This is a genomic window from Streptomyces sp. NPDC002884, from assembly GCF_040295245.1.
Taxonomy (GTDB): domain Bacteria; phylum Actinomycetota; class Actinomycetes; order Streptomycetales; family Streptomycetaceae; genus Streptomyces.
Genome location: NZ_JBEOVB010000001.1, coordinates 516622 through 540554, shown reverse-complemented (window position 1 = coordinate 540554; position 23933 = coordinate 516622). Strand labels below are relative to the sequence as shown.

Annotated in this window: 22 protein-coding genes; 11 read left to right on the top strand and 11 right to left on the bottom strand. The window is 73.0% G+C overall.

All coding sequences use genetic code 11. The features are described from left to right. Positions 1–7: 7 nt before the first annotated feature. The 6 genes from ABT070_RS02410 to ABT070_RS02385 all read right to left on the bottom strand — a co-directional run bounded on the left by ABT070_RS02410 (position 8) and on the right by ABT070_RS02385 (position 7300). Positions 8–1036: an AAA family ATPase gene (locus tag ABT070_RS02410; protein ID WP_351753484.1), complete on the bottom strand. Its 1029-nt coding sequence runs from the start codon at positions 1034–1036 to the stop codon at positions 8–10. A gap of 118 nt (positions 1037–1154) precedes the next feature. Further along, positions 1155–2882 carry a VMAP-C domain-containing protein gene (locus tag ABT070_RS02405; protein ID WP_351753481.1) on the bottom strand — a complete coding sequence of 576 codons (1728 nt, stop codon included), beginning with the start codon at positions 2880–2882 and terminating at the stop codon, positions 1155–1157. Further along, positions 2879–3202 carry a CU044_2847 family protein gene (locus ABT070_RS02400; RefSeq protein ID WP_351753478.1) on the bottom strand — a complete coding sequence of 108 codons (324 nt, stop codon included), beginning with the start codon at positions 3200–3202 and terminating at the stop codon, positions 2879–2881. Before ABT070_RS02400 ends, ABT070_RS02405 begins: the two co-directional genes overlap by 4 nt. Positions 3203–3288: 86 nt before the next feature. Then, positions 3289–4698, bottom strand: coding sequence for a carboxyl transferase domain-containing protein (locus ABT070_RS02395; RefSeq protein ID WP_351753475.1), 1410 nt, complete (start codon positions 4696–4698; stop codon positions 3289–3291). Continuing rightward, entirely contained in the window at positions 4695–6155 is a 1461-nt protein-coding gene (locus ABT070_RS02390; RefSeq protein ID WP_351753472.1) for an acyl-CoA synthetase, read from the bottom strand. Before ABT070_RS02390 ends, ABT070_RS02395 begins: the two co-directional genes overlap by 4 nt. A 71-nt stretch (positions 6156–6226) precedes the next feature. Beyond that, complete coding sequence (locus ABT070_RS02385; RefSeq protein WP_351754411.1) at positions 6227–7300, bottom strand: MerR family transcriptional regulator; 1074 nt, start codon at positions 7298–7300, stop codon at positions 6227–6229. 197 nt (positions 7301–7497) lie between these two features. On the opposite strand from ABT070_RS02385, the gene ABT070_RS02380 reads away from it, so the two are divergent. After that, positions 7498–8382 (top strand): ATP-grasp domain-containing protein, encoded by an 885-nt coding sequence (locus tag ABT070_RS02380; RefSeq protein WP_351753469.1) that lies wholly within the window; start codon positions 7498–7500, stop codon positions 8380–8382. 43 nt (positions 8383–8425) lie between these two features. On the opposite strand, the gene ABT070_RS02375 is transcribed toward ABT070_RS02380, so the two are convergent. Continuing rightward, positions 8426–9025 carry a hypothetical protein gene (locus ABT070_RS02375; protein WP_451099228.1) on the bottom strand — a complete coding sequence of 200 codons (600 nt, stop codon included), beginning with the start codon at positions 9023–9025 and terminating at the stop codon, positions 8426–8428. A 152-nt stretch (positions 9026–9177) separates the two neighbouring features. Here ABT070_RS02375 and ABT070_RS02370 point away from each other — a divergent pair, with 152 nt between their 5' ends. Together ABT070_RS02370 and ABT070_RS02365 are read left to right on the top strand one after the other, a co-directional pair. Beyond that, positions 9178–9951, top strand: coding sequence for an IclR family transcriptional regulator (locus ABT070_RS02370; protein WP_351753464.1), 774 nt, complete (start codon positions 9178–9180; stop codon positions 9949–9951). Further along, positions 9948–10799: an SMP-30/gluconolactonase/LRE family protein gene (locus ABT070_RS02365; protein WP_351753461.1), complete on the top strand. Its 852-nt coding sequence runs from the start codon at positions 9948–9950 to the stop codon at positions 10797–10799. Before ABT070_RS02370 ends, ABT070_RS02365 begins: the two co-directional genes overlap by 4 nt. A 151-nt stretch (positions 10800–10950) precedes the next feature. Here the strand turns inward: ABT070_RS02365 and ABT070_RS02360 are convergent, their stop codons facing one another. The 3 genes from ABT070_RS02360 to ABT070_RS02350 are packed head-to-tail and all read right to left on the bottom strand — an operon-like array spanning position 10951 to position 14496. Further along, the gene (locus ABT070_RS02360) at positions 10951–12504 is read right to left on the bottom strand and encodes a pyridine nucleotide-disulfide oxidoreductase (protein WP_351753458.1); all 1554 of its coding nucleotides are present in this window, start codon (positions 12502–12504) and stop codon (positions 10951–10953) included. A 52-nt stretch (positions 12505–12556) separates the two neighbouring features. Continuing rightward, positions 12557–13879 carry an MAB_1171c family putative transporter gene (locus tag ABT070_RS02355; protein ID WP_351753456.1) on the bottom strand — a complete coding sequence of 441 codons (1323 nt, stop codon included), beginning with the start codon at positions 13877–13879 and terminating at the stop codon, positions 12557–12559. After that, complete coding sequence (locus ABT070_RS02350; RefSeq protein ID WP_351753453.1) at positions 13876–14496, bottom strand: toxin-antitoxin system, toxin component family protein; 621 nt, start codon at positions 14494–14496, stop codon at positions 13876–13878. Before ABT070_RS02350 ends, ABT070_RS02355 begins: the two co-directional genes overlap by 4 nt. A gap of 226 nt (positions 14497–14722) precedes the next feature. Between ABT070_RS02350 and ABT070_RS02345 the strand changes: the two genes are divergently transcribed. The 6 genes from ABT070_RS02345 (at position 14723) to ABT070_RS02320 (ending at position 20632) form a co-directional block, all read left to right on the top strand. Next, entirely contained in the window at positions 14723–16081 is a 1359-nt protein-coding gene (locus ABT070_RS02345) for an extracellular solute-binding protein (RefSeq protein WP_351753450.1), read from the top strand. Beyond that, on the top strand, positions 16078–17019 hold the full coding sequence (locus ABT070_RS02340) for a carbohydrate ABC transporter permease (RefSeq protein ID WP_351753448.1): 942 nt from the start codon (positions 16078–16080) through the stop codon (positions 17017–17019). The genes ABT070_RS02345 and ABT070_RS02340 overlap by 4 nt, the downstream gene beginning before the upstream one ends. Next, positions 17016–17894 carry a carbohydrate ABC transporter permease gene (locus tag ABT070_RS02335; RefSeq protein ID WP_351753446.1) on the top strand — a complete coding sequence of 293 codons (879 nt, stop codon included), beginning with the start codon at positions 17016–17018 and terminating at the stop codon, positions 17892–17894. The genes ABT070_RS02340 and ABT070_RS02335 overlap by 4 nt, the downstream gene beginning before the upstream one ends. Before the next feature lie 57 nt (positions 17895–17951). Beyond that, positions 17952–19463, top strand: a complete 1512-nt coding sequence (gene arfA / locus ABT070_RS02330) for an arabinosylfuranosidase ArfA (protein WP_351753444.1) — start codon at positions 17952–17954, stop codon at positions 19461–19463. A 112-nt stretch (positions 19464–19575) separates the two neighbouring features. Beyond that, positions 19576–20034, top strand: a complete 459-nt coding sequence (locus tag ABT070_RS02325; RefSeq protein WP_062649276.1) for an RrF2 family transcriptional regulator — start codon at positions 19576–19578, stop codon at positions 20032–20034. A 220-nt stretch (positions 20035–20254) separates the two neighbouring features. Beyond that, on the top strand, positions 20255–20632 hold the full coding sequence (locus tag ABT070_RS02320; RefSeq protein WP_351753441.1) for a hypothetical protein: 378 nt from the start codon (positions 20255–20257) through the stop codon (positions 20630–20632). Between the two features lie 94 nt (positions 20633–20726). On the opposite strand, the gene ABT070_RS02315 is transcribed toward ABT070_RS02320, so the two are convergent. Further along, complete coding sequence (locus ABT070_RS02315; RefSeq protein WP_351753438.1) at positions 20727–21578, bottom strand: intradiol ring-cleavage dioxygenase; 852 nt, start codon at positions 21576–21578, stop codon at positions 20727–20729. A gap of 416 nt (positions 21579–21994) precedes the next feature. Here ABT070_RS02315 and ABT070_RS02310 point away from each other — a divergent pair, with 416 nt between their 5' ends. Both ABT070_RS02310 and ABT070_RS02305 read left to right on the top strand, forming a co-directional pair. Further along, positions 21995–22645: a DUF4360 domain-containing protein gene (locus ABT070_RS02310; RefSeq protein WP_351753435.1), complete on the top strand. Its 651-nt coding sequence runs from the start codon at positions 21995–21997 to the stop codon at positions 22643–22645. A gap of 115 nt (positions 22646–22760) precedes the next feature. Next, entirely contained in the window at positions 22761–23891 is a 1131-nt protein-coding gene (locus ABT070_RS02305) for an FAD-dependent monooxygenase (protein WP_351753432.1), read from the top strand. Positions 23892–23933: the final 42 nt, after the last annotated feature.

Genomic DNA, 23933 nt, shown 5'->3' with positions numbered 1-23933 from the left:
CGTCCCCTCAGAAGCCATCGCCGTCCGCCGTGGCGCTGAGGTACGGCATCAGTCGCTCCGCCAGCCCGTCGCGGGAGTCGGCGTCCAGACCGGCGACTCCGGTGAGGTAGAGCGCGTTCAGCAGCTGGTCGGTGGCGAGTTCGCCGTCGGCGGCACGGGTCAGGAAGCGGTCGATGAGGTGTTCCGCCTCGCCGGGCGGGGTGTCGAGGTGGGCCCGGACGATCTCGGTGAGCTGTTCGCGACCGGGGCGGCGCAGCTTCAGCCGGACACAGCGGCGCAGGAAGGCGGGCGGGAACTCCCGCTCGCCGTTGCTGGTCAGGACGACGAACGGGAAGGCGCGGCAGCGCACCCGGCCCCGGGTGACGGCGACCGGGTCGTCCGAGCCGTCGGCCAGGACCCCGGCGGTGACGTCCTCGGCGGAGTGCCGGGCCGCGCGCATGAGTTCGGGGATCTCGTACTGGCCCTCCTCCAGGACGTTCAGCAGGTCGTTGGGCAGGTCGAGGTCGCTCTTGTCGATCTCGTCGACGAGCAGCGCGCGGGGGCGTTCGTAGGGCAGCAGGGCCGTGCCGAGGGGGCCGAGGCGCAGATGGTCCTCGACCCCGCCCGCGGCGTCCCCGTCCCGTTCCCGCCACGCCGCCTGCCGGGCCGCGTACAGGCGGGACAGCGGGTCGTACTGGTAGAGGCCGTCGGCCAGGGTGGACCGGCTGGTGATGTTCCAGCGCAGCACCGGGCCGAGACCCAGCTCGCGTGCCACCGCGTACGTCAGGGAGGACTTGCCGGTGCCGGGCGGGCCGGTGACCAGCAGCGGGCGGCGCAGCACCAGGGCCGCGTTGACGAGTTCGACGCTCTCGGGGGTGGCGACGTACGAGCGGGCGCGGTGGACGCGGTCGGGGGACACGGCCGCCTTGTCGTCGGCGTCCCGGGGCGGCGGCACGACGGGTGCGCCGTCGAACGCCCGCCAGGGCGGCGGCGCGGGCAGCCGGGCGATGCCGTCGTGCGGCTCGCTGTTCCCGGTGTAGACGGACCAGTGCGGCATGGTTCTCCGAAACTCTGGTGTGACTCGTGGGGCTCGTGCGGCTTGTGTGACTCGTGGGGCTCGGTGGCGGTGGCGGTGGCGGTGGCGAGGACGGAGCGGAGACCGTGGCGGGCGCGGCTCAGGTCACGGGGGAGCGGGGGTGACCGGCCGCGTCGCCGTGCGGGTCGGCGAAGAGGCGTGGGTCGTCCCACAGCAGCTGGATGTCGTGCGCCCAGTGGCCGTCCTCCGCGTCCGCCTCCTCCCGCAGCGCCAGTACCCGGCGCGGGAGTTCGGCCGGCGACACACCGGACACGCAGGTGTCGAGCTCGTCCAGGAACGTCTTGCCCGCGCAGCCGTCCCCGCCGGCGCAGGACTCGTCGGGACCGCCGGCACAGCCCTCACGGGACCAGACGACCATCGGAGCGGGCGCGGTGAGCGAGGTGTCGAAGTGCGGGCGGGTGTGGGAGGCGGCCGGGGCGGTCGCGAAGCCGGCGAGACAGGCGTCGTCCTGGCGCAGCCGCACCCGGAGCCGGCGGGGCTCCTCGGGGCTGCCGCACTCCACCCGGTGCACCCGGGCGCCGGGCGCCGCGTCGAGCCGGTTCCACACCCGGGTCAGCTGGTGCCGCACCCCCGCCCTGCGGCGCGCCTGGTCGGTGACGACGAGCGGGTACACACAGCCGAGCGGGGTGTCGTCGTCGGGCGTGCTCGCCCAGCGGTCGACCGGCAGGTCGATCCAGTCGCGGGGCAGCGCGAACGCGAGCAACTCGTCGCAGCCGGGCGTCAGATACCGGAAGGCGGCCTCGATCCGGTCCTGCACGAAGGAGCGCAGCCCGGCCTGCGGGACGGTGCCGGAGCCGACCGGGTGCCGGCGGCCCCCGCTGTACGCGGACACCTCGACACGGACGTGTCCGTCGCCCGCGCCGCTGTGCTGGAGGTCGACGAGGATGGGCGACCAGTCGGGCGCGACGGCCGGCTCGGCGGCCTTCTCGACAGGCGCCCGGAAGAGGCCCTCCACATGGGCGGTGAACCGGGCGACGGTGGCCGCCGCGTCGGCGCCGTCGACCTCGCACAGCACGAACAGGGCCGCCGACCACAGCGAGTCGAACCCCTCTTCGGGCCCGTCCGGGTCCAGCGGGCCCCGGGCGGACTCGTAGAGCCGCACCCGCCGCCCCGCATCGCCGTCCAGGCCCGCGCGGACGGCACGTCCGACGAGCTCGCGCAGCCGGGCGCGGTCGGCGGAGCGGTGGTCGGAGGTGGGGACCAGGCCCTCCAGATCGGGCCAGTAGCGGGCCATCACCTCGGTGGGCATCATCCGCCCGTTGTGCACACCCCGGTCACCGGCGGCCGCGGTGACCATGCCGACGACCTCACCGGTGTCGGCGAGAGCGACCGCGGCGCCGCTGAACCCGGGGGCGAGCGGCTGCCCGCCGGGCTGCCAGGCCTCCAGCTGGATCCACTCGCGGTTGAGCAACTGCGTGGCGGTGATGCGGTACTCGGCGAGGGTGCCCTCGTCGAAACCGACCGGGAAGCCGTAGACGACGAGCTTGCGGGGCCGGTCGGGCCGCCGGTCGTGGGCGGCGCCCACGGGGGCCAGCGCGGCCGGGGCGATCGGGACCTCGTGCGCCAGCTCCAGGACGGCCAGGTCGCCGAGGTCGGTGGTGCCGCCGCCCCAGCCGCCGTCGGCGACCACCCGGGCCGGTACGGCGGGGGCGCCGGGGCGTTCGGTGAAGGTCACCGCCAGGGTGGCCGGATCGGCCTGCCGTACGACATGGGCGCAGGTCAGCACCCGGCGCGGGGTGACGAGGAAGCCCGCGCCCGCCACCTGGCCGGCGCTCTCGATCCGGGCGTGCCATTCGGCGCTGTTCATACCGCGGGGGAGGGCGACCAGGTCAGCCGCACGACGAGGTGGCCCTCCGCCGTGCCCTTGGCGATGATCGCGCCGGTCTCCGCCGACAGCTTCACCCCGAACTCGATCTCCACCCCGTCGGGCCGTAGCGTCCCGTCGCGGAACACCCGCAGCGCGGACTCGGCGGCCGCGCGCACACCCTCCAGGGCGCCCTCGAAGGTGCGGGCCGCCTGGACCGTCCCGTCGCGGGCCACCAGCCGGGAACCGGGCCGGCCCTCCGTGGCCGCCTCGACGGCGACCACGGCACCGTCGTCGGTCCTGAACTCCACCAGTGCGTCCACGGTGCCCCCGTAACCCCTCACCCGTTGTGGTCCTGCGGCTCTGCGCGCATCCATTGTCACGGACGGTACTGGAGATTGTCCTGTGTTCAGCGCGCCTCCGTGATCCGGATCAGGCCAAGCTCCACCAAGTCCTGCGGCCGGATACGGAGTTGATCGGCCGTCGCGGCCACCTCCCGCGGGGGCCGCTTGAGGATCGCCGCCGCCGACTCCGGTGCGATGACCGAGAAGTAGCTGTCCGGGGTGGCCCAGGTGCGGCCGGGCGCGGCCAGGGCCAGCGCGCCGCCGGAACCGCCCTCGCCGATGACCAGCGTGGTGATCGGCGTGCGGGCGGTGGCGACCACGCCGAACAGCTCCGCGATCGCCGCGCCCGCCCCCTGCCGTTCGGCCTCGGCGTCGTTGGCCGCGCCCGGGGTGTCCACCAGGGTCAGCACCGGGATGCCGAGCCGGTCCGCGAGGCGGATCAGCCGGGCGGCCGTCCGGTACCCGGCGGGCCGGGTCGCCGTCCCGGTCTGGGCGGCGTAGGCGACCGTACGGCCCTGATGGACACCGAACCCGCACAGCATCCCGTCCGGGTCGACGCCGCCGCACCGGTCGCCGGAGATCGCGAGCCGGTCGGTGAAGTAGGCGTCCAGATAGACCCGCGCCCGGGGCCGCTCCGGCGCCCGGGCCCGCCGCACCGCGTCCATTCCGCTCCGGGGCAGCCCCGCGACACCGAGAGCGGCGGGGACGGGCGCACCCTCACGAAACGACTTCGCCGCTCCGTCGGACCCGGGCGCTCCGTCGGACCCGGGCGCTCGGTCGGACCCGGGCGTTCCGTCGGTCAGCAGCCGCAACCACCGGCCCAGTACGTCCCGCAGCTCCGCCGGGGGCACCACCGCGTCCGCCGCTCCCGCCGCGACCTGCGCCCGGGCCGTGTAGGCGGCCGGGTCGGCGTCCGGCGGCCGGACCCGCGAGCCCGCGAAGCCGACCTGGGCGTCCGGCAGCGCGAGCACCACATCGGCGCCCGCGCCCAGGGTGGCCCAGCCGCCACCGGTCGTCGGGTCCCGCAGGACCGCGATCTGCGCCAGCCCGGCCTCCCGGGTGAGCGCCGACTGCCGTGCCACCCGCTGGAGTTGGGTGAGGGCGAGCATGCCCTCCTGCATCCGGCTGCCGCCCGTGGCGACCAACGGCACGACCGGCAACCGGTGTTCACGGGCGTACGTGTACGCCGCCGCCAGCCGGTCACCGGTGCGCTCGCCCAGCGATCCGCCCAGGAAGCCGAACTCGAAGGCGATCAGCACGGCCCGGGTGCCCCCGACGCTCCCCGTGCCGCAGACGACGGACTCCGACTCGCCGGTGCGCCGGGCGGCGCGCTCGCGCGAGGCGTCGTAGCCGGGCCAGCCGAGGGGCCCGTCGGGAGCGGACGCCCGCTGCCCGCCCGGCGGGTCGGGGAACCGGCTGAAGTCGTCGGCGACGAGGGCGACGACCTCCCGCGCGCTCGCCCGCCGCGTCGTCATGACGGCAGCGCCCGCTTCATGATCTTCCCCATGTCGTTGCGGGGCAGCGCGTCGAGGTAACGCACCACGCGGGGCCGCTTGTGCGGGGCCAGCCGACGGGCCACATGATCGGCCAACTCGCCCTCGGCCGGAGGCGATCCGGGATCCGCCGGCACGACCCACGCGACGATCCGCTCCCCGAGGTCCGCGTCCGGCTCCCCGGTGACGGCGGCCTCGCGCACCCCCGGATGCTCCAGCAGCGCGTTCTCGATCTCACCGGCCCCGATCTTGTACCCGCCGCTCTTGATGAGGTCGGTCGCCTTGCGCCCGACGATCCGGACATAGCCGTCGGGGTCGCGCACGGCCACGTCACCCGTCCGGAACCAGCCGTCGGAAGTGAACGCGGCGACTGTCGCGTCCGGCCGGTTGAGGTACTCGGTGAACAGGTTCGGCCCGCGCACCTGGATCTCGCCGACGCTCTCCCCGTCGTACGCCTCGACGGCCGACCCGTCCTCGTCCACCAGCCGCAGCTCCACACCGGGCAGGGGCACCCCGACGGTCCCCGCCCGCGCCTCGCCGTCCGCCCGGACGCTGGTGTTCATCAGCGTCTCCGTCATCCCGTACCGCTCGATCACCCGCCGCCCGGTCGCGGCCGCGATCCGCTCGTGGTCGTGCACGGGCAGCGCGGCCGAACCGGACACCAGCAGCCGCGCCCCGGCGAGCGCCTTGGCCAGCGCGGGGTCGTCGGGCAGCGCCTCCGCGATGCGGTGGTACATCGTCGGCACCCCGAAGAGCATGGTCGCGCCGGTGCTCAGCTCCCGCGTCACGCCCTCCGTCCCGAACCGCCCGAGATGCCGTACGGACCCGCCGCGCCGCAGCGGCCCGAGGATGCCCAGCACCAGCCCGTGCACATGGAACAGCGGCAGCCCGTGCACGAGGACGTCGTCGCCGGTCCACTGCCAGGCGTCGGCGAGCGCGTCCAGGGTCGTGGCGATCGCGCGACGCGGGATCACCGCGCCCTTGGGCGGCCCGGTGGTGCCGGAGGTGTAGACGACGAGGGCAGGGTCCTCCTCACCCACGGACGCCCTGCCCGGCGCCCCGACACCGTCCCCGCCGGCCCCGCCGTCCACCTCGACGTCGATCCGTGTCAGCTCACGCAGCGCGGCGGGCAGTTCGTCGCCCGGGGCCGCCAGGACCACTCCCGGCGCGCTGTCGCCCAGAATGTGCCCGAGCTCCTTGTCGCCCGACTTCGGGTTCAGCGGCACGGCGGCCACCCCGGCGAGCAGCGCGCCCACCACCGCGACGGCGGTCTCCAGCGACGGGGTCGCCCACACGGCGACCCTCGCCTCCCCCCGGACCCGTTCACCGACGGCACCGGCCGCCGAGGCGAGCTGCGCGTACGTCAGGGAACGCTCGCCGAACCGCAGGGCGGGCCGCCCGGACGGGTCGTCCGTCAGGGCCGGGAAGAGAGAGGACACGGAACGGACTCCTTGAGTGGCTGCGGGACACGACGAAACCGTTCATACCCCACGTGCCCGGGCCTCACCTGTCAGGCCCCCGCCTCCACCACGTCCGCGACGACGCAACTGACGTTGTCCGGGCCGCCGGCCGCGTTCGCGGCGCTCACCAGCGCGTGCACGGCGGCGTCCGGGGCCGGGTTCGTGGTGAGGAGGGCGCGGATGTCCTCGTCGGGGACGACGGTCGGGAGGCCGTCGGAGCACAGGAGGTAGCGGTCGCCGGGGCGGGCCTCGTGCAGCCGGAGGTCGGGGGTGCCGGGGCTGCCGCCGGACAGGGCCTTCAGGAGCATCGCGGGCCGGGGGTGGCTCAGGGCCTCCTCCGGGGTCAGCCGGCCCTCGTCGAGCAGCGACTGGACGACCGTGTGGTCGTGCGTGACGCGGAACAGGCCGCCGTCGCGCAGCAGGTAGGCGCGGGAGTCCCCGATGTGGACGAGGGCCAGGCGCGATCCCGTCCACAGCAGCGCGGTCAGCGTGGTGCCGGTCTCGTCGGTGCCGTCGGAGACGTCCCGCACGGCGTCGCTCGCGCCCCGCACCGCGTCCTCCAGCAGGTCGAGCACCCCGCCCGCCGGCGCCTCCTCGGTGTCGAGGAACTTCAGCGCCTCGACGGCCGCGCTGCTCGCGGGCCCGCCGGCCGTCCCGAACCCGTCGGCGACGGCGAGGAGCCGGGCGCCCGCGTAGGCGGTGTCCTGGTTGGCGGGCCGGACCAGACCCCGGTCGGAGTGGGCGGAGTAACGGAGTTCCAGCATGGCGGTGTCCCTTCCTGAGGTGCGCGAGGTGTCCGAGAGGTGGTCCACGAGGAACGCGGCGAGATCCCGTCGTACGGCCGTCTCCGCCTCGACCCGCGCCCAGTACGCGCGGATCTCCCGGGCGGCGGCCGCCGGATCGTCGAGGGCGCGGATCTCACGGATCCGGGCCAGCGGCATGCCGAGGCGGCGCAGCCACGCCACCAGCCGGGCCTGCTCCAGCTGCTCCACCGCGTAGTGGCGGTACCCGGTGTCCGGGTCGACCCGGGCGGGCCGCAGCAGGTCCAGCTCGTCGTACAGGCGCAGCGCCTTCGGCGACAGCCGGCAGGCCCGCGCGAAGGCCCCGATCGTCAGCGTCCGTATGCCCGTCACGGTCTCCCCGTCATTTCCTCGTTCGTTTCCGTCACCGATGCTGGGGCCTCCCCGAAGGGGAAGGTCAAACGGGTTGTCCCGGCTGCGGGGACGGCCGTTAACCTGCGGAGGTACGACACAGACGTACGAAGACAGACGTACGAAGACAGACGTGCGGATGTGCAGATGTACGAGAACGGAGTCCCGCCGTGCCCCGAGTCGCCCTCGTCACCTACGACCCCCGGCCGGAGCCGAGCAAGGACAGCGATCTTCCCGGGCTGCGGGCGGCGCTGGAGGCGGCCGGGGCCGAGGCGGACGCCGTGTTCTGGGACGACGCCGACGTCGACTGGGCCTCCTACGACCTGGCCGTCATCCGCTCGACCTGGGACTACAGCTGGCGCGCCGCCGAGTTCACGGCCTGGGCGGAGCGGTGCGGCAAGCTGACGCGGCTGGCCAACCCGGCCTCCGTCGTGCGCTGGAACACCGACAAGCGGTACATCGGGGAGCTCGCGGCGGCCGGGGTGCCCACGGTCCCCACCCGCTATCTCGCCCCGGGCGATCCCGACGCCCCCGCGGGGCTGCCGGGCGACCACGAGTACGTCGTCAAGCCCACCTCGGGCGCCGGCGCGCGGTACGCCGCCCGCTACACGCCCGACCGGCACGAGGAGGCCGTACGGCATCTCGCGCGGATGCACGCCGAAGGGCTGACGGCGATGGTGCAGCCGTACATGCGGAGCATCGACACCGGCGGTGAGCGGGCCCTTCAGTTCTACGGCGGGCGTCTGCTGCACGCCAGCCGCAAGCGGGCCGTACTGGCCCCCGGCACCGCCTTCGACGCGGACAAGGTCGCCCATCCCGGTCTGGAGCGGTGGACCCCGACCCCGGCCGAGCTCGCCGTCGCGGAACGCGCCCTGGCCGCCGTACCGGACGCGCCGGAGCTGCTCTACGCCCGCGTCGACCTCGTGGACGGCGACGACGGGGAGCCGCGCGTGATGGAACTGGAACTGGTCGAGCCGAACCTGTTCCTGTTCCTGCACCCGGAGTCGGTGGCGGCCGTCGTGGCGGCGATCCTGGAGGCGGCCGCCACCCCCTGACGACCGCCCCCGCTCCCGCGCCCCGCGCCACCACCGGCCGGCCCTACTGCCGGACCGACGTCCGTTGCAGCAGCCCCCAGGTGAACTCGGCGACGACCTCCCGTCGCACGCCCCAGCCGTCCGGGGCCGTGAAGGCCAGTCCCCAGCGGGTGGGGGCGGTGCCCTCCAAGGGGCGGGCCGGGGCGAAGGCCCGGGCGGCCTCGTCGACCGTGCAGGACCAGGGGGTGAGGTCGTCGAGGTTCGTCAGGCGCGGTGGCGCGGCTCCCGGGGCGCGGACCAGCCACTCGTTCCAGACGCCGCCGTTCGGGGCGAGGAGCACCTCGAAGCGCAGGTCGGGCCAGAGCGGCAGCGGCCAGAGCCAGGCCTCGCAGTCGAGATCCCCGACGCGGCGGGGCGACCGGGACTCCGGCTCGCCGAGGACCGAGCGGTAGCGGGCCAGTGAGCCCCGGGCGTGCGGGGAGTGGAGCATCGCCTGCCAACGCTTGTTGGCCTCCCGCGTCTGGGCGAGGGAGACGCCCAGCGCGTGGCGGGCGTCCTCCACCAGATCGGGATTGTGATCGGCCATGCGGCGCAGCAGGACCTGTTGGAAGTCGAGCACCGAAAAGGAGCCGGCGAGGCGTTTCTGGGTCGGCATGCCCTCCATCCTGGCCCACCGGAGGTCCCGTCCTGGGCCACTGTGCGTTTCCCGACCATTGCCCGGCGCAACGCCGTATGACAGCCTGTGTTCGTCATGCCGATCGCCTGTTGAAATCTCGAACACAGGCACTGAGACGACTACCTAAGGGAGGGCCGGTTGTGGGACGCCTCGTACCTGCCGTGACCCGAGCTCTCGACATTCTCGAGCTCTTCCTCGACGGGGACGGATCGCTCTCCGCCCCCGATATCGTGCGCAAGCTCCAGCTTCCGCGCACCACCGTGCACGAATTGGTGACCACACTCTCGGCGCGGTCGTACATCGTGGCCGTACCGGGACAGCCCGGACGGTACCGCCTCGGCGTACGTCCGTACCAGCTCGGCAGCCGCTACGCCGAGCAGCTCGACCTCGCCGCCGAGGGTCAGCAGGTCGCGCGCACCGTCGCTGAGACGTGTGACGAGACGGTCCACGTGGCGATCCTGGAGGGCACCGACGTCATCTACATCGCCAAGGTCGACTCCACGCACGCGGTCCGGATGGTGTCGGCCGCCGGCCGCCGTCTTCCGGCCCACTGCACCTCCGTAGGCAAGATGCTGCTGGCCTCGCTCTCCGAGCCGGAGCTCAGCGCGCGCATCCCCGACGACGCCGACCTCATCCGGATGACCCCGAACAGCATCACCGAGCCCGGCGCCCTGCGCGAGGCCCTGACGGAGATCCGGGAGCGGGGCGTCGCGGTGGAGAGCCGCGAGTCCAACCCGGACGTCAGCTGTGTGGCGGCGCCGGTGCGCGACCGCACGGGCCAGGTCGTCGCCGCCCTGTCCATCTCCGTGCCGATGATCCGCTGGAGCGACGAGCGCCGCGTCGAACTGGAGCAGCTCGCCGCGAAGGGCGCCGCCGAGCTGTCCGAGCTGCTGGGCTACCGGAGCGTGGGATGACGACGTCGTACGAGCTGGCCGTGCGGGCCGAGGCGACCCTCGGCGAGGGGCCGACCTGGGACCCGGCCACCGGCCGGCTGCTCTGGCTCGACATACTCGGCTCCCGCCTGCACGGCTACGACCCCTCGACGGGCCGCCGCACGGTCCGGGTGACCGACCAGCACGTGGGCGCGGCCAAGCCCCGCGCCGGGGGCGGTCTGGTCCTCAACCTCCGGGACGGCGTGGGCCTGCTCGACCCGGACGACAGCTTTCGCTGGTTGCACCACGAGCCGGTCCCCGGCCGCCGCGCCAACGACGCCGCCGTCGCGCCCGACGGCTCCCTCTGGGCCGGCACCATGCGCTACGACGAGGCCCCGGGCGGCGGCACCCTGTCCCGGTTCACCGGCGACGGCTCGTCCGAGCCGGTCCTCGACGACGTCGCGGTCAGCAACGGCACGGGCTGGAGCCCGGACGGGACGCTGATGTACTACATCGACTCGCCGACCCGCCGGGTCGACGTCTTCGCGTACGCGGCGGACGGCCGGGTGAGCGACCGCCGCACCCTCGTCGAGATCGAGGACGGCGCCGGCTTCCCCGACGGGCTCACCGTCGACGCCGACGGCTGTGTGTGGGTGGCGCTGTGGGACGGGGGAGCGGTACGCCGCTACACCCCGGCGGGCGAGCTGGACCGGGTGCTCACCCTGCCGACCCCGAGGGTCACGGCCTGCGCGTTCGGCGGGACCGACCTGACCGACCTGTACATCACCACCGCCCGGGTGGGCCTGGAGTCACCGCACCCGGTGGCCGGATCGCTGCTGGTCGTACCGGGAGCCGGAAAGGGCCTGGCACAGCCGGCCTTCGCGGGCTGAACACGGGCCCGGCGCGGCGACCGGGCAGCAGGGCAACAGGCCGGCGGGGCGCGGGCGTTCGCGAGCGGTCGGCTCCGCGCCTGGCGGGGGACGGCTCGGCGCCGGGAGGGGAAGGCCCGGTGCCGTCCGTCCACCCGCCCGGCGCCCGGGGCTACTCCAACCCCGCCCGCTTCAACTCGTCCCCGGTCAGCGGCGGACCGGTCAGCGCCGGTTTCCACGGCCCCATCGCGGCCGCCAGCAGCACCGACGGAGCCAGCAGCACCTCGGGCCCCCGCTCCAGCGACGTCACGTCCGTCACCCGGCGGGCGATCCGCCCGTTGCCGGTGGCAGTGAGCATCAGGCGGCCGACATACGCGGCCACGAGCCGGTCCCGGAGGGTGGGCCCCTCCTCCGTCGCGCCCGGGCAGAACACGTCCTGGCCGACGGCGAGGTCCCACGCGGTGCTCACGGGCCGGGCCACCGCCTTCTGCACCCGCCGGGACAGCCCGGCCGCGCCCCACCCGCGTCGGCGCACCACGTCCCGCAGGATCACCGCGCTCTGGGCGGCGACGGCCAGACCGTGGCCGTAGAGCGGGTTGTACGCGGCGAGGGCGTCGCCGAGGACGGTGAGGTTCTCCGGCCAGGCCGGCATCCGCTCGTAGAAGTGGCGACGATTGACGGTGGCCCGGGTGTACGCCACGTCGGACACCGGCTCGGCCCGCTCGATGAGCTCGCCGATGACGGGGTGGCGCAGTTCCTCGCGGGCGAAGCGGACGAAGTCGTCGCTCTCGGTGGAGGGTTCGCCGCCCCGGGTGCCGTTCAGGGTGACGATCCAGTGTCCGTCCTCGATGGGCAGCAGAAACCCCGCCCGCCCCGGCCCCCCGGCACGCGGGTCGGGCTGCACGTTGACGATCGGATACCCGGACCTGGCCTGCTCGGGCGCGCGATAGAGACGACTCGCGTACGCCAGCCCGGAGTCCACCTCCCGCCGCTCCACCGCGGGCAGCCCCAGCTCGGTCAGCCACCGCCCGGTCCGCGACCCCCGCCCGGTCGCGTCGACCACCAGCCCGCCGGCCACCACCCACTCCGCACCCGCCCCCGAGGCTGACGCCGGGGTCGAGCCCGGGGTCGAGCCCGGGGTCGAGTCGGCGCCCGAGCCCGTGTGCGCGCCCGAGCCCGAGCCCGGGGCCGGACCTGAGTCCGCGTTCGGGCCCGTCGCCGAACGGGCGTCCCCGCTCGCCCCTGCCCCTGCCCCTGCCCCCGTCCCCGCGCCCCGCGTCGCGGCGGCGCCCGGCGTCGATCCCTCCCGGGTTCTCACCCGGACCCCGGTGACCGCCCCCGCGTCGCCCGTCAGACCCAGCACCTCGACGCCGGAGAGCAGTTCGATCCGGTCGTCCGCGAGGACCTGGGCCCGGATCGTCGCGTCCAGGAGGTCGCGGCCGGCCAGGATCACGTGGTGCGACTCGGGCCAGCGCCGGAACCAGCCCCGCGCGCCCATGACGACCATGTCCGTGGTGACCGGCGCCCGGCGCGCCCCGGCGGCCAGGAGGGCCTCGGTGACGCCCGGCAGCAGTTCCTCCACCGCCCGCACCCCGCCCGACCACAGCATGTGGGCGTGGCGGGCCTGGGGCAGGCCCTTGCGCGGGGCGGGGCCGTCGGGCAGCACGTCCCGCTCGACGACGACGACCCGGTCGGCGAGGCCGGCCAGGGCGCGTGCCGCGAGCATGCCCGCATGGGATCCCCCCAGGACTACGGCGGTTCTGGCGGGGTTGGAGGGTTCACTCATGCGTGGACAAGCTCTCTGCCGGGGCGGCCGCGTGAGCGCGGACCGCCTGGATGTCGACGGGGTGGCGAAGGACGCGGGACACGGCCTGGATCTCCCGCAGGAGATAGGTGGTGTCCGGGCGGGAACAAACCGAGGGGCCGGAAGGGCAGGAGGGGCCGGACGGGTCGGCCGAGGAAGCGGGAGAGGCCGAGGAGGCGAGGGAGGCCGAGGAAGCGGGGGAGGCCGAGGAGGCGGGGCGCTCGGCCTTCGGGGGCTCCGGGTGCCGCAGCGCCCGTCCCCGGGCCTCGACCGCGTCCAGGAGGGTCACCGCGGTGGCGAGGGCCTGCGCACGGCCGCGCTCGAAGCCGAGGGCGACGCCCGCATCGTAGGACCGCGCGCGCAGGTCGTCGTCGAGGTGCCGGGCGAGCTGGAGCAGCGCGTCGCGGATGAACGTCTCACGCCGGATCAGGCGCAGTTCCGGCGTGGCGCGCAGGTCGAAGGGCTCGCGGGCGCCGGTGACGTTCCGCATCAGCCGGGACAGGGGTTTCAGGCTCCGGTGCCGGCGGCGGATCCGCCACCGCTCCTGGAGGTACTGGCCGGCGTGCGGGACGATGAAGCCGACGGCGACCAGGGTGGCGGCGATGCAGGCGGCCGACGGGGCGATGTTGGTGTTCAGCCAGTCCAGGTCGTGCCCGGTCCAGCGGGCTCCGACGGCCGTCAGCTTGGCCGCGCTGAACAGCAGGTTCGTCACATAGCCGGCCCCCAGGAAGCGAAGTCCCCAGCGCAGCCAGGCGTCGAGGCCCTCGGTGCGGCTCCAGTTCCAGACGAGCCGGGCGGTGACCGAGCAGGCCACCGTGTGCGCGACCAGGTAGAGCAGGATCTCCTCGCGCATGAAGGGCGTGTTGGCGTAGTAGGTGTCCAGGTCCCGGATCTGTTCCACGGGTACGTCGGCGAGCGCGAAGAGCACCCACAGCGCGACGACCACTCCCGCGTAGACGGAGACCACCCAGCGGGTCGCCCGCCGGGTCTGGGCCGAGCGCTCGGTACGGCCGTTGCGCCAGGCGATGATCAGCAGCAGCCAGGACGCGGAGAGCGCGGTGAGCAGGGAGTACACCCAGGGCGCCGCGATGTTCGGCACGCCGGTGACCCGGTTGGTCCAGGCGATGGTCTTCGGGGCCGCGAACACGAACACGGCGCAGGCGAAGACCAGCAGACCGCCGACGGCGCGCAGCAGCGGGTCCCGCCAGAGCTTGAGGATGCTGGGCAGCTTGATGGCCAGGGCCGCGCCGAGGACCACGGTGGGCAGCCAGAAGGAGACGTACAGCCCGTGACTCACCGAGCCGTTCCCCTGCGCCCGCGATAGCCCAGGGTCCGCTGGACCGCGGCCGTCTCCCCGCCCGGTCCGGCGGCGGCCGGTCCCGAGTCGCAGAGATAGCGCCGGAAGCGGGCCGCGAGGCGGTGGCCGAAGTCGTCGGCCTCGGCCTCGTCGTCCTCCCGGGAGCCGTTGCGGGCGGCGACGGTCAGGGCGAGGGAGTCCCAGCCGGACTGCCCGGCCAGGACGCCCGCCGCCACCGTGCCGACGCCGTGGTGGTGCCGGTGACCGGCGTGCAGATGCCACAACTCGTGCCCGAGGATGACCAGCTGCTGTACGTCCTCGGCCCGCTCCTCGACGATGACCAGGTCGAAGTCCTGGAACTCCACCCACAGTCCCGTCACTTCGATCTCGTCGGGGAAGCGCTCGAACCGCACCTCGACGGGCCGTCCGCCGCGCCGCGCGGACATCTCCTCGCACAGCGCCCGGCACACGTCCCGCACACCGGCCGGCCGGCCGGGGCGCGCCCGTAGCGCGGCGGAGAGATCGCCGGTCAGCTCGCGCATGGCCGGTCCGGTCCTCGCGCGCCGCAGCGCCGAGCCGATCCGGGCCGCCCTCCCGCGCGCGCCCGCGATGTCCATCCGCTCCCCCTTCTCAACCGCCGTGCGGCAGCCCGTTCGAGCCTACGCGGCCGGTTGTGCCCACGTCACGGGAAGTTTTCACGGGGGCACCGGGAGCCACTGATAGAAAGCGCTGTCATAGATCCCGTCAAAACCATTGACGTGCAGGCGCATCGAATTTACGGTCCCGTTCGAAGTTACGAGCGGAATTCGAAATGTCGAACCAACCGAACGAGAGGGGCAAGGTATGGGACAACCTGGCCTGAATCGCAGGCAACTCCTCGCCGCCGCGGGCGGGTTGACGGTGGCGGGCAGTCTCGGCTTCGCCGCCCTCGGCACGGGGGCCGACGCGCTCGCCGCCGGGGCACACACCCGGGTCCGCTACTGGAACCTCTTCCAGGGCGGCGACGGCGCCAACCAGGTCGCGATGGTGGACGCCTTCCGCGACGGGCACCCCGACATCGCCGTGAAGGACTCCACGCTCGCCTGGGGCGGCCCCTACTACACCAAGCTCGCCATGGCCGCCGCCGGCAACCGTGCTCCCGACCTGGGGGTCATGCACCAGGGCCGCATCCCCGGCTTCGCGCCCGGCCGCCTCCTGGACCCCTGGGACGTGGACCTCCTCGCCGAGTACGGCGTGCGCGAGGCCGACTTCAACCCGGTGCTGTGGCAACGCGGCATCGTCGAGGGCGAGCTGTACGCCCTGCCGCTGGACATCCACGTCCAGCTGAACTTCTACCGCAAGGACGTCTGCGAGAAGGCGGGTCTCCTCGACACCGCCGGCCGCCTCCCCGCCGCCGGCTCCCCCGACGAGTGGTTCGACATCCTGAAGGCGGCCAAGGGGCAGCTGAAGAAGGGGCAGCAGACACTCGGCCTGCACGCCAACGACCAGAACTTCTGCTGGTGGTTCTTCGTCGCCTTCTACCAGCAGCTCGGCGGCACCTACTTCGACGACGACCACACGACCGTCACCTTCGACACCGACCGGGCCACCCAGGTCCTGGAGTTCCTCCGCAAGCACGTCACCGACGGCTACGTCACCGTCGGCGAGGCGGACGGCGAGGCCTTCCTCGCCGGTTCTCCGTTCACCTGGGAGGGCAACTGGTCGGTGCCGTACTTCAACGGCGAGAAGGTCGAGTACGGCGCTCAGCCGCTGCCCCCGGTCTTCGGCACCCCGGCCACCCACGCCGAGTCCCACTCCTTCGTCCTGCCCCACCAGGCCGACCGCGGCGGGGACGCGAACGAGGGCGCCTACCGGCTCGCCGCCTACATGGTCACCCACGCCACCACCTGGGCCAACGGCGGCCACGTCCCGGCCTATCTGCCCACCTTCGAGGACCCCGCCTATCTGGAACTGGCCCCCCAGAGCGAGTACTCCCGCCCCGCCATGGACCACCAGGCCAACGAACCCCACATCTGGTTCGCCGGCTCCACCGGTGTCCTCGCCCAGCGCGTCGGCCCGATCGTGGCCTCCTCCAACCTGGGCTCCGCCACGCCGGACGCGGCGGCCCGTCGCATGAAGTCCGCGCTGGCGCAGCTGCTGGCGATGAAGAACCCGATGGACGGCCGCACGGCAGCCCAGGAGCTGAAGGGAGCCGGCGCATGAGCGCGCTCGCGCACGCCGGGACACTGCCGCCGCGCGCCGCGGTCGCCGCCGACTCCGCCCGCGCCCGCTGGGGCCGCCGCTTCCAGCACGGCGGCTGGTTCGTGGCCCCGTTCTTCGTCCTCTACGGACTGTTCGTCGTGCTGCCGGTCGTCCGCGGCCTCTACCTCAGCTTCACCGACGCCAACATCTCCGGCGACCACACCGGCTTCGTCGGCCTCGACAACTACCGCGAGGCACTGAAGGACGACCTGGTCTGGGACTCCCTCTGGCACAGCGTGCAGTTCACGCTCTACGTGGTCCCGGTGATCGTCGTCGTGGCCCTGCTGATGGCGCTGATCGCCCACCACACCGTGCACTTCAAGTGGCTGTGGCGGCTCTGCTTCTTCGCGCCGTTCCTGCTGCCCTCCGCGGTCATCGGCAACCTGTGGTGGTGGCTGTTCCAGCCCACCAACGGCATGGTCAACCACGTCCTGGGCCTGGACACCCCGTGGCTCACCCAGAAGTCCACGGCGATGCTCGCGGTCGTCGTCGCGACCCTGTGGTGGACGGTCGGCTTCTCCTTCCTCCTCTACCTGGCCGCCCTCCAGAACATCCCCCACCACCTCTACGAGGCCGCCGAGCTGGACGGGGCCAACGCCTTCCAGCGGATGCTGCACATCACCGTGCCCAACCTGCGCAACATCACCGGCCTGGTCCTCGCCCTCCAGATCCTCGCCTCGCTGCAGGTCTTCGACCAGGCCGTGGTGATGTACCAGTTCGGACCCGGCCCGGAGGAATCGACCCGCACCTTCGTGCAGTACACCCTCGAACAGGGTTTCACCAGCTACCGCGTGGGCTACGCCTCCGCCATCTCCTTCATCCTCTTCATCATCGTCGCGGCCGTCGCCCTCGGGCGGATGTGGCTGCTGCGCAACCGCGAGGAGGCCACCGTCCGATGACCACGCTTTCGACGCCCCCGACACCCACCACCCGCCCGCTCCGCAAGCCGCGCGGTTCCTGGACCCCGGCCCAGATCGTCCTCACGCTGGTGGCGGCGGTCCTCTCCCTGGTCTGGCTGGCCCCGCTCGCCTGGGCGCTGTCGACGTCCCTCAAGACCCCCACCGAGTCGGTGACCTCCCCGCACTGGATCCCGCAGGACTTCACCGTGGAGTCCTGGAAGGCGGTGATCGAGGCCGGCAACATCCCCAACTGGTTCGTGAACTCGGTCGTCGTGTCCGTCTGCGTCACCTTCATCGTCCTCGCGGTCGCCTCCCTCGCGGGATACGGCTTCGCGCGCACGGAGTTCCGGGGCAAGTCGGCGTTGATGGCGCTGACGATGGCGGGCCTGATGTTCTCCCCGGCGATCATCGGTGTCCCGCTCTTCACCACGGTCCAGTCGCTCGGCATGGTGGACACCTACTGGGGCATGATCCTTCCGCAGTGCGCGCCGGCGGCGATGGTCTACATCCTCTACAAGTTCTTCCAGTCGCTGCCGAAGGAGCTGGAAGAGGCGGCCTTCATCGACGGCGCGGGCCGCTGGCGGATCTTCTTCACGATCGTGCTGCCGCTGTCGAAGCCCTCCCTCTCGGCGGTCGGCATCTTCACCTTCATCGCCTCCTGGAACAACTTCCTGTGGCCCTACATGGTGACCAACAACCCCGACCTGATGACCATGCCGAACGGCATCGCCACCGTGCAGAACGCCTTCGGCATCGTCTGGCCCCAGCTCATGGCCGGCGGTCTGCTGGCCGGCCTCCCACTGATCGTCGTGTTCGTCTTCTTCCAGAGCCAGATCGTGCGGGGCGTGGCCCACACGGGTCTGGCGGGCCAGTGAACCGGAGACGGACCCCCGACCCCCGACGGACAGGTACCCCCTCCTCGAAAGGCGTTCATGCGCACCGCACGTCTCACTCTCGACCCCGCCTTCACCATCGGCGAAGTCAACCCCCGTCTCTTCGGCAGCTTCGTGGAGCATCTGGGCCGGTGCGTCTACACCGGCATCTATGAGCCCGGCCACCCGTCCGCCGACGAGGCGGGGCTGCGGACCGACGTCCTGGACCTGGTCCGTGAACTCGGCGTCACCGCCGTCCGCTACCCGGGCGGCAACTTCGTCTCCGGCTACAAGTGGGAGGACTCCGTCGGCCCCGTCGAGGACCGCCCGCGCCGCCTGGACCTCGCCTGGCGCTCGACGGAGACGAACCGCTTCGGGCTCTCCGAGTACATCGCCTTCCTGAAGAAGGTCGGCCCGCAGGCCGAGCCGATGATGGCGATCAACCTCGGCACGCGGGGGGTGGCGGAGGCCCTGGAACTCCAGGAGTACGCCAACCACCCGGCCGGCACGGCGCTCTCGGACCTGCGGGCCGACCACGGTGACAAGGACCCCTTCGGCATCAAGGTCTGGTGTCTGGGCAACGAGATGGACGGCCCCTGGCAGACCGGCCACAAGACCGCCGGGGAGTACGGCCGTGTCGCCGCCGAGACGGCTCGCGCCATGCGCCAGATGGACCCGTCCGTGGAACTGGTCGCCTGCGGCTCCTCCAGCCAGTCCATGCCGACCTTCGCCGAGTGGGAGGCGACGGTCCTCGCGGAGACGTACGACCTGGTCGACTACATCTCCCTGCACGCCTACTACGAGCCCCAGGACGGCGACGTCGACTCCTTCCTGGCCTCGGCCGTGGACATGGAGTCGTTCATCGAGAACGTCGTCGCCACCTGCGACCACGTCGGCGCGAAGCTCAAGTCGAAGAAGAAGATCAACCTCTCCTTCGACGAGTGGAACGTCTGGTACATCTCGGGGTGGCACGCGATCGAGGACTCCGCCACGCGGGACTGGGCCGAGGCGCCCCGCCTGCTGGAGGACAACTACAGCGTCATGGACGCCGTCGTCTTCGGCTCGCTCCTCATCGCGCTGCTGCGGCACGCCGACCGGGTGACGGTCGCCTGTCTCGCCCAGCTCGTCAACGTCATCGCGCCGATCCTCACCGAGCCGGGCGGCCCGGCCTGGCGGCAGACGACGTTCTTCCCGTTCGCGCAGGCGTCGAAGCACGGCCGGGGCACGGTCCTCGACGTGCGGGTGGACTCGCCGACGTACGTGACGGCCAAGTACGGCGAGGCGGACCTCCTGCACGCCACCGCCGTCCGCGCCGACGACGGCACGGTCACCGTGTTCGCCGTCAACCGCAGCCGCACCGAGGCGCTGCCCCTCCACATCGGGCTGAGCGGCCTCGGCCTGACCTCGGTCGTCGAGCACAGCGTGCTCGCGGACGCCGACCCGGACGCCCGCAACACCCTCGACGACCCCGAGCGGGTCGCCCCGCACCCGGCCGAGGGCACGGCGCTGACGGACGGCGGGCTGACGGCGACGCTGGAGCCCCTGTCCTGGAACGTGATCCGGCTGGCGTGACCGGAAGCGGCCGGGCGCAGCCGCGTGCGGCCCGGTGTACGGGGGTGAGCGCCGGCCGGTCGGCCGCGACCGGCCGGCGATCCCTTCCGATGTCTCGCGGCACAATGGGCTCATGAGGATCTCGGCACGGGCGGACTACGCGGTGCGGGCGGTACTGGAGCTCGCGGTACGGCAGGGCGGCGACCCGGTGAAGGCCGAGTCGATCGCCGCCGTGCAGGACATTCCGCACAAGTTCCTCGAGGGGATCCTCGGCGACCTGCGGCGCGGCGGGATCGTCGACAGCCGGCGCGGCGGGGGCGGCGGGTACCGGCTGGCCCGCGACCCGGCGGCGATCACGGTCGCGGACGTGATCAGGGCGGTGGACGGCCCGATCGTCTCCGTACGCGGCGAACGCCCGACCGGCCTGACGTACACGGGCTCGGCACAGCCCCTGCTTCCGCTCTGGATCGCCCTGCGGGCGAACGTGCGGCGGATCCTGGAGGGCGTCACGATCGCCGACATCGCGGCGGACGCCCTGCCGGACCCGGTCCAGGCACTGGCCGCCGAACCGGCGGCCTGGGAGAACCCGTGAGCCGCCGGAACCCGCCGGGACCGGTTCACGGCCGCCGACGGCATCACCGGACCCCCGGTCGGCCCACGGAGATCACACCCGGCGCAACCCGTACGGATTTCCTGTTTTCAGGCTTCGGGGAACCCGGAGCGGGTGCCGTTCACCGCGTGACACGATCCTGACCTGCCGGAGCGACAGGGCGAGAAGTCGCGACTCCGGCTGCACGAAAGGGGAGGGTCACATGGGCAGGTCGATCGTGCGCAGAGCGCGGCTGTGGGCCATGGGGACGATGACGGCGGCCGGTGTCGTCGGTCTCGCCGCGGCTCCGGCGAGCGCGTGGACCGGTGGGAACGTCTGGGTCAACCTGGGCAGTTGGAACTGTCCGGCGGGCGGTTCGGTCGTGGGCGTGTACTGGGCGGTGGACGCGTACTCGAGTGGTCCGGCCGCGGGCGACTGGGGCGACAACGTCATCTATCCGCGGGTCCGGGTGGGAGCGGGTGCCCACAACACACTCAGCTACCAGACCATCTGCAAGAAGTGGGGCTGGTACACCTACCGCGGAGTCGTCGGCCAGCGGTCCCTCACGCCCTACAAGCCGGGTCTGAGCTACACCTACTAGGACCGGCGCGGCCGCCGCGGTCCGCACCTCGTAAGGGTGCGGACCGCGGCGGCCGACGCCGTCCGGGCGCAGTGGGGATCAGGCGCAGTGGTGATCAGGCGGAGTCGACGCCGACGGTGATCGTCGCCTTGTAGCCGTCGGACACGCCGGAGCCCAGGGCGGTCAGGGTGAGCAGGCCGGAGGAGGCGCCCCCGTCGTCGTAGATGCTGTCGTCGGCGAGAGCCGTCTCCCTGGTGGTGTTCGCGGAGTACGGCGAGGTGGCCTGGATCTCCTCGTTGATGTCGGGGTCGAAGAAGAGCTGACCGGTGTGGATGACCTCGCCGCCGGTGTACGAGTCGTCGGTGAGCGTCACCTCGGTGTGCACCCGCATATGGACGTGCACGGCGCGGGAGACGTAGTGGCCGGGCCAGATCGAGGTGATGCTCGCCTGCCCGTTCGCGTCGGTCAGCTGTCCGCCGCGCAGGAAGGTGCCGTTGTCCTCCTCCTGATGGCCGTTGCCGCCCACGAAGCCGGAGTACTCGCCCAGGGCGTCGCAGTGCCAGATCTCGACCAGGGCGTCGGCGAGCGGCGCGCAGTCGGCGGACTGGTCGACGACGGTGAAGGTGTACCGGACCTCGAAGCCCTCCTTGTCCTCCCTGATGTCCTCGCGGACGAGAGCGCCGTCGAGGGAGTAGGGGCCTTCGGTGACCTCGGCGTTGAGGGTGCAGACGCCGCTGGTGGTGGAGGTGCCGGTCGAGGCCTCGGCCTCGGCGGACGAGGCCGTCCCACCGCTCGTGGTGTCGGCCGAGGCGAACCCGGCGACGGCTAGGCCGCCGGCCGCGGCGACCGCGGTGCCGCCGATCAGGACGCGGCGCCGCTTCATGGACTTGTCCAGCCGGTGCCTACCGGGCTGGCGGTTGTCGTCGGAGTCGATGGTGTCGTTGTGGTGCTCGGTGTTTCCCGTCATGTCGAGTGAAGCTAGGGGCGAATCTGAGGAAATCCTTTAAGCCGGGCTGTGCGGGACCTGGGGATGCAACGGTCAACTACCGCTGTTTCCACGCGAGTTCGGGCATCGCGCCCCGGGGTGCCGAGTGATGCCGGCAGACCCCCGGGCCGCACCGGGGCCGTCCCCCGTCCGGCGGCGCCTGCGCACCGTGAAGCCGGCCGGATCCGAGGAGCGGCCCCCTCGCGTGCTGACGCGGAGCGACCGGGTGTGAACGGGCCGTGGTGAATGGCCGGAGTTCGGCCTGGGCGGGCCCCAGTGCTCTCCCTACGATGCGATCGCCCCGGTTCTTCACAGCAACTCCATTGATTCTGCACAGGGTTGCCGTTGGAGCCGGACGCGCATCCACCCCCCACCGATCCGAACGAAGGACAGAGACCATGGCAAGTGGGCTGCTCCTGGGCGGTGCGGTCGCCGCGCTCATCACCGCGGCGATACCCGCGCACAACTCGTCCCCCGTGTTCGACAACCCGCCCCCGGACAAGATCGTCATCGACGTCGCCACGGTGAACGGCTCCGGCTGTCCCGCGGGCACGGCGGCCGTCGCCGTCTCCGAGGACAACACCGCCTTCACCGTGACCTACAGCGACTACCTCGCCCAGGTGGGCGGGAGTTCCAACCCCACGGCGTTCCGCAAGAACTGCCAGCTCAATCTGATCGTCCACGTCCCCTCGGGCTTCACGTACGCCATCGCCAAGGCGGACTACCGCGGCTACGCCTCGCTCCAGTCCGGGGCGAACGCCGTGCAGCGGGCCTCGTACTACTTCCAGGGCTCGTCGCAGACGGTCTTCAAGAACCACAACTTCAGCGGCTCCTACAACGACAGCTGGCAGGCGACCGACAGCACCGACTGGGCCCAACTGGTCTGGGCCCCCTGCGGAGTTCAACGCAACTTCAACATCAACACCGAACTCCGGGTGAACGCGGGCACGTCGTCGCCGAGCAAGGTCAGCTTCATGACCATGGACTCGACCGACGGCGACCTCAGTACGATCTACCACATGGCCTGGCAGGTGTGCCCGGGCAAGTGAGCCGGTCCCGGCCCTCGGGACACCTCGCCGCGCGGGCCGCGAACCCGGCCCGCGCGGTGCCGCCCCGGGCGAGCGCGCGGGCTCGCCCGGCCGGCGGCGTGAGGGAGCGTGAGGGATGGTCCGCAGTCGCGGCGCGGTGGTCGTCGGCGGAGGAATCGGCGGGCTGGCCGCCGCGATCGGGCTGCGCCGGATCGGCTGGGATGTGACGGTCCTCGAACGCGCCCCCGCCTTCGCGGACGTGGGCGCGGGAATCTCGCTGCACGCCAACGGGGTGCGGGCGCTGGAGGCGCTCGGCGTCGGCGAGGCGATACGGGCCACCGTGCGACCGGTGTACACGGGCGGCACCCTCACCCCCGACGGCCGCATGCTGTCCCGGATGGACGGCGCGGCCCTGGAGCGCCGGCTCGGGTCGCCCGTCGTCGGCGTCCTCCGCGCCGACCTGCACCGCGTCCTGCGCGAGGCGCTGCCCGACGGCCGGGTGAGGACCGGGGTGGAGGTGGCCGACCTCGGCGGTGCGGGCGACGACGCCGATCTCGTCGTCGCCGCGGACGGTGTCGACAGTCGGCTGCGCGCCGAGCTGTTCCCCCGGCATCCCGGAGCCGTCTACAGCGGTTCGACGGTCCTGCGGGCCGTCACCGAGCGCCCGTTCCGCGACCCGCTCGCCGACCTCGAACTGACCTGGGGCAGGGGCGCCGAGTTCGGACACATCCGGTTCGTCGACGGACGGGCCGAATGGCACGCGGTGCTCACCGCGCCGCCGGGCGTCAGACATCGCGATCCGCTCGCCGTGCTGCGCCGGCGCTTCCACGGCTGGCACGACCCCGTTCCCGCGCTGCTGGACGCGACCCGGCCGCAGGACGTCCTGCACCACGACATCCACGAACTGGTCACCCCCCTGCCCACGTTCACCGTCGGCCGCGTCGCGCTGCTCGGCGACGCCGCCCACGCCATGACCCCGAACCTCGGGCAGGGCGCCAGTCAGGCGCTGGAGGACGCGGTCGTCCTCGCCTCCTGTCTCGCGACCGGTCCCACCACCGAGGCCGCGCTGCGCCGCTACGACGCGGTACGCCGGCGGCGCAGCCGGTCCGTGGCCCGCGCCGCCCGTCAGGCCGGCCGGATGGGGCACGGCCTGACCCACCCCCTCGCCGTGGCCCTCCGCAACGGCGTCCTGCGACTGGCGCCCTCGGGGGCGACCTTGCGGGCGGCCCTCCGGCACGCCGACTGGACGCCACCGCCGCTGCGGTGACGCCCAGCCGAACAGGGGAGGATCACGCGGTTCGGGCCGTAC

Coding starts and splice junctions, on each gene's coding strand:
- ABT070_RS02410 (WP_351753484.1), bottom strand. CDS start 1,036: ATGCCGCACTGGTCCGTCTACACCGGGAACAGCGAGCCGCACGACGGC.
- ABT070_RS02405 (WP_351753481.1), bottom strand. CDS start 2,882: ATGAACAGCGCCGAATGGCACGCCCGGATCGAGAGCGCCGGCCAGGTG.
- ABT070_RS02395 (WP_351753475.1), bottom strand. CDS start 4,698: ATGACGACGCGGCGGGCGAGCGCGCGGGAGGTCGTCGCCCTCGTCGCC.
- ABT070_RS02375 (WP_451099228.1), bottom strand. CDS start 9,025: ATGGAGGGCATGCCGACCCAGAAACGCCTCGCCGGCTCCTTTTCGGTG.
- ABT070_RS02365 (WP_351753461.1), top strand. CDS start 9,948: ATGACGACGTCGTACGAGCTGGCCGTGCGGGCCGAGGCGACCCTCGGC.
- ABT070_RS02360 (WP_351753458.1), bottom strand. CDS start 12,504: ATGCTCGCGGCACGCGCCCTGGCCGGCCTCGCCGACCGGGTCGTCGTC.
- ABT070_RS02350 (WP_351753453.1), bottom strand. CDS start 14,496: ATGGACATCGCGGGCGCGCGCGGGAGGGCGGCCCGGATCGGCTCGGCG.
- ABT070_RS02345 (WP_351753450.1), top strand. CDS start 14,723: ATGGGACAACCTGGCCTGAATCGCAGGCAACTCCTCGCCGCCGCGGGC.
- ABT070_RS02340 (WP_351753448.1), top strand. CDS start 16,078: ATGAGCGCGCTCGCGCACGCCGGGACACTGCCGCCGCGCGCCGCGGTC.
- ABT070_RS02335 (WP_351753446.1), top strand. CDS start 17,016: ATGACCACGCTTTCGACGCCCCCGACACCCACCACCCGCCCGCTCCGC.
- arfA (WP_351753444.1), top strand. CDS start 17,952: ATGCGCACCGCACGTCTCACTCTCGACCCCGCCTTCACCATCGGCGAA.
- ABT070_RS02325 (WP_062649276.1), top strand. CDS start 19,576: ATGAGGATCTCGGCACGGGCGGACTACGCGGTGCGGGCGGTACTGGAG.
- ABT070_RS02320 (WP_351753441.1), top strand. CDS start 20,255: ATGGGCAGGTCGATCGTGCGCAGAGCGCGGCTGTGGGCCATGGGGACG.
- ABT070_RS02315 (WP_351753438.1), bottom strand. CDS start 21,578: ATGACGGGAAACACCGAGCACCACAACGACACCATCGACTCCGACGAC.
- ABT070_RS02310 (WP_351753435.1), top strand. CDS start 21,995: ATGGCAAGTGGGCTGCTCCTGGGCGGTGCGGTCGCCGCGCTCATCACC.
- ABT070_RS02305 (WP_351753432.1), top strand. CDS start 22,761: ATGGTCCGCAGTCGCGGCGCGGTGGTCGTCGGCGGAGGAATCGGCGGG.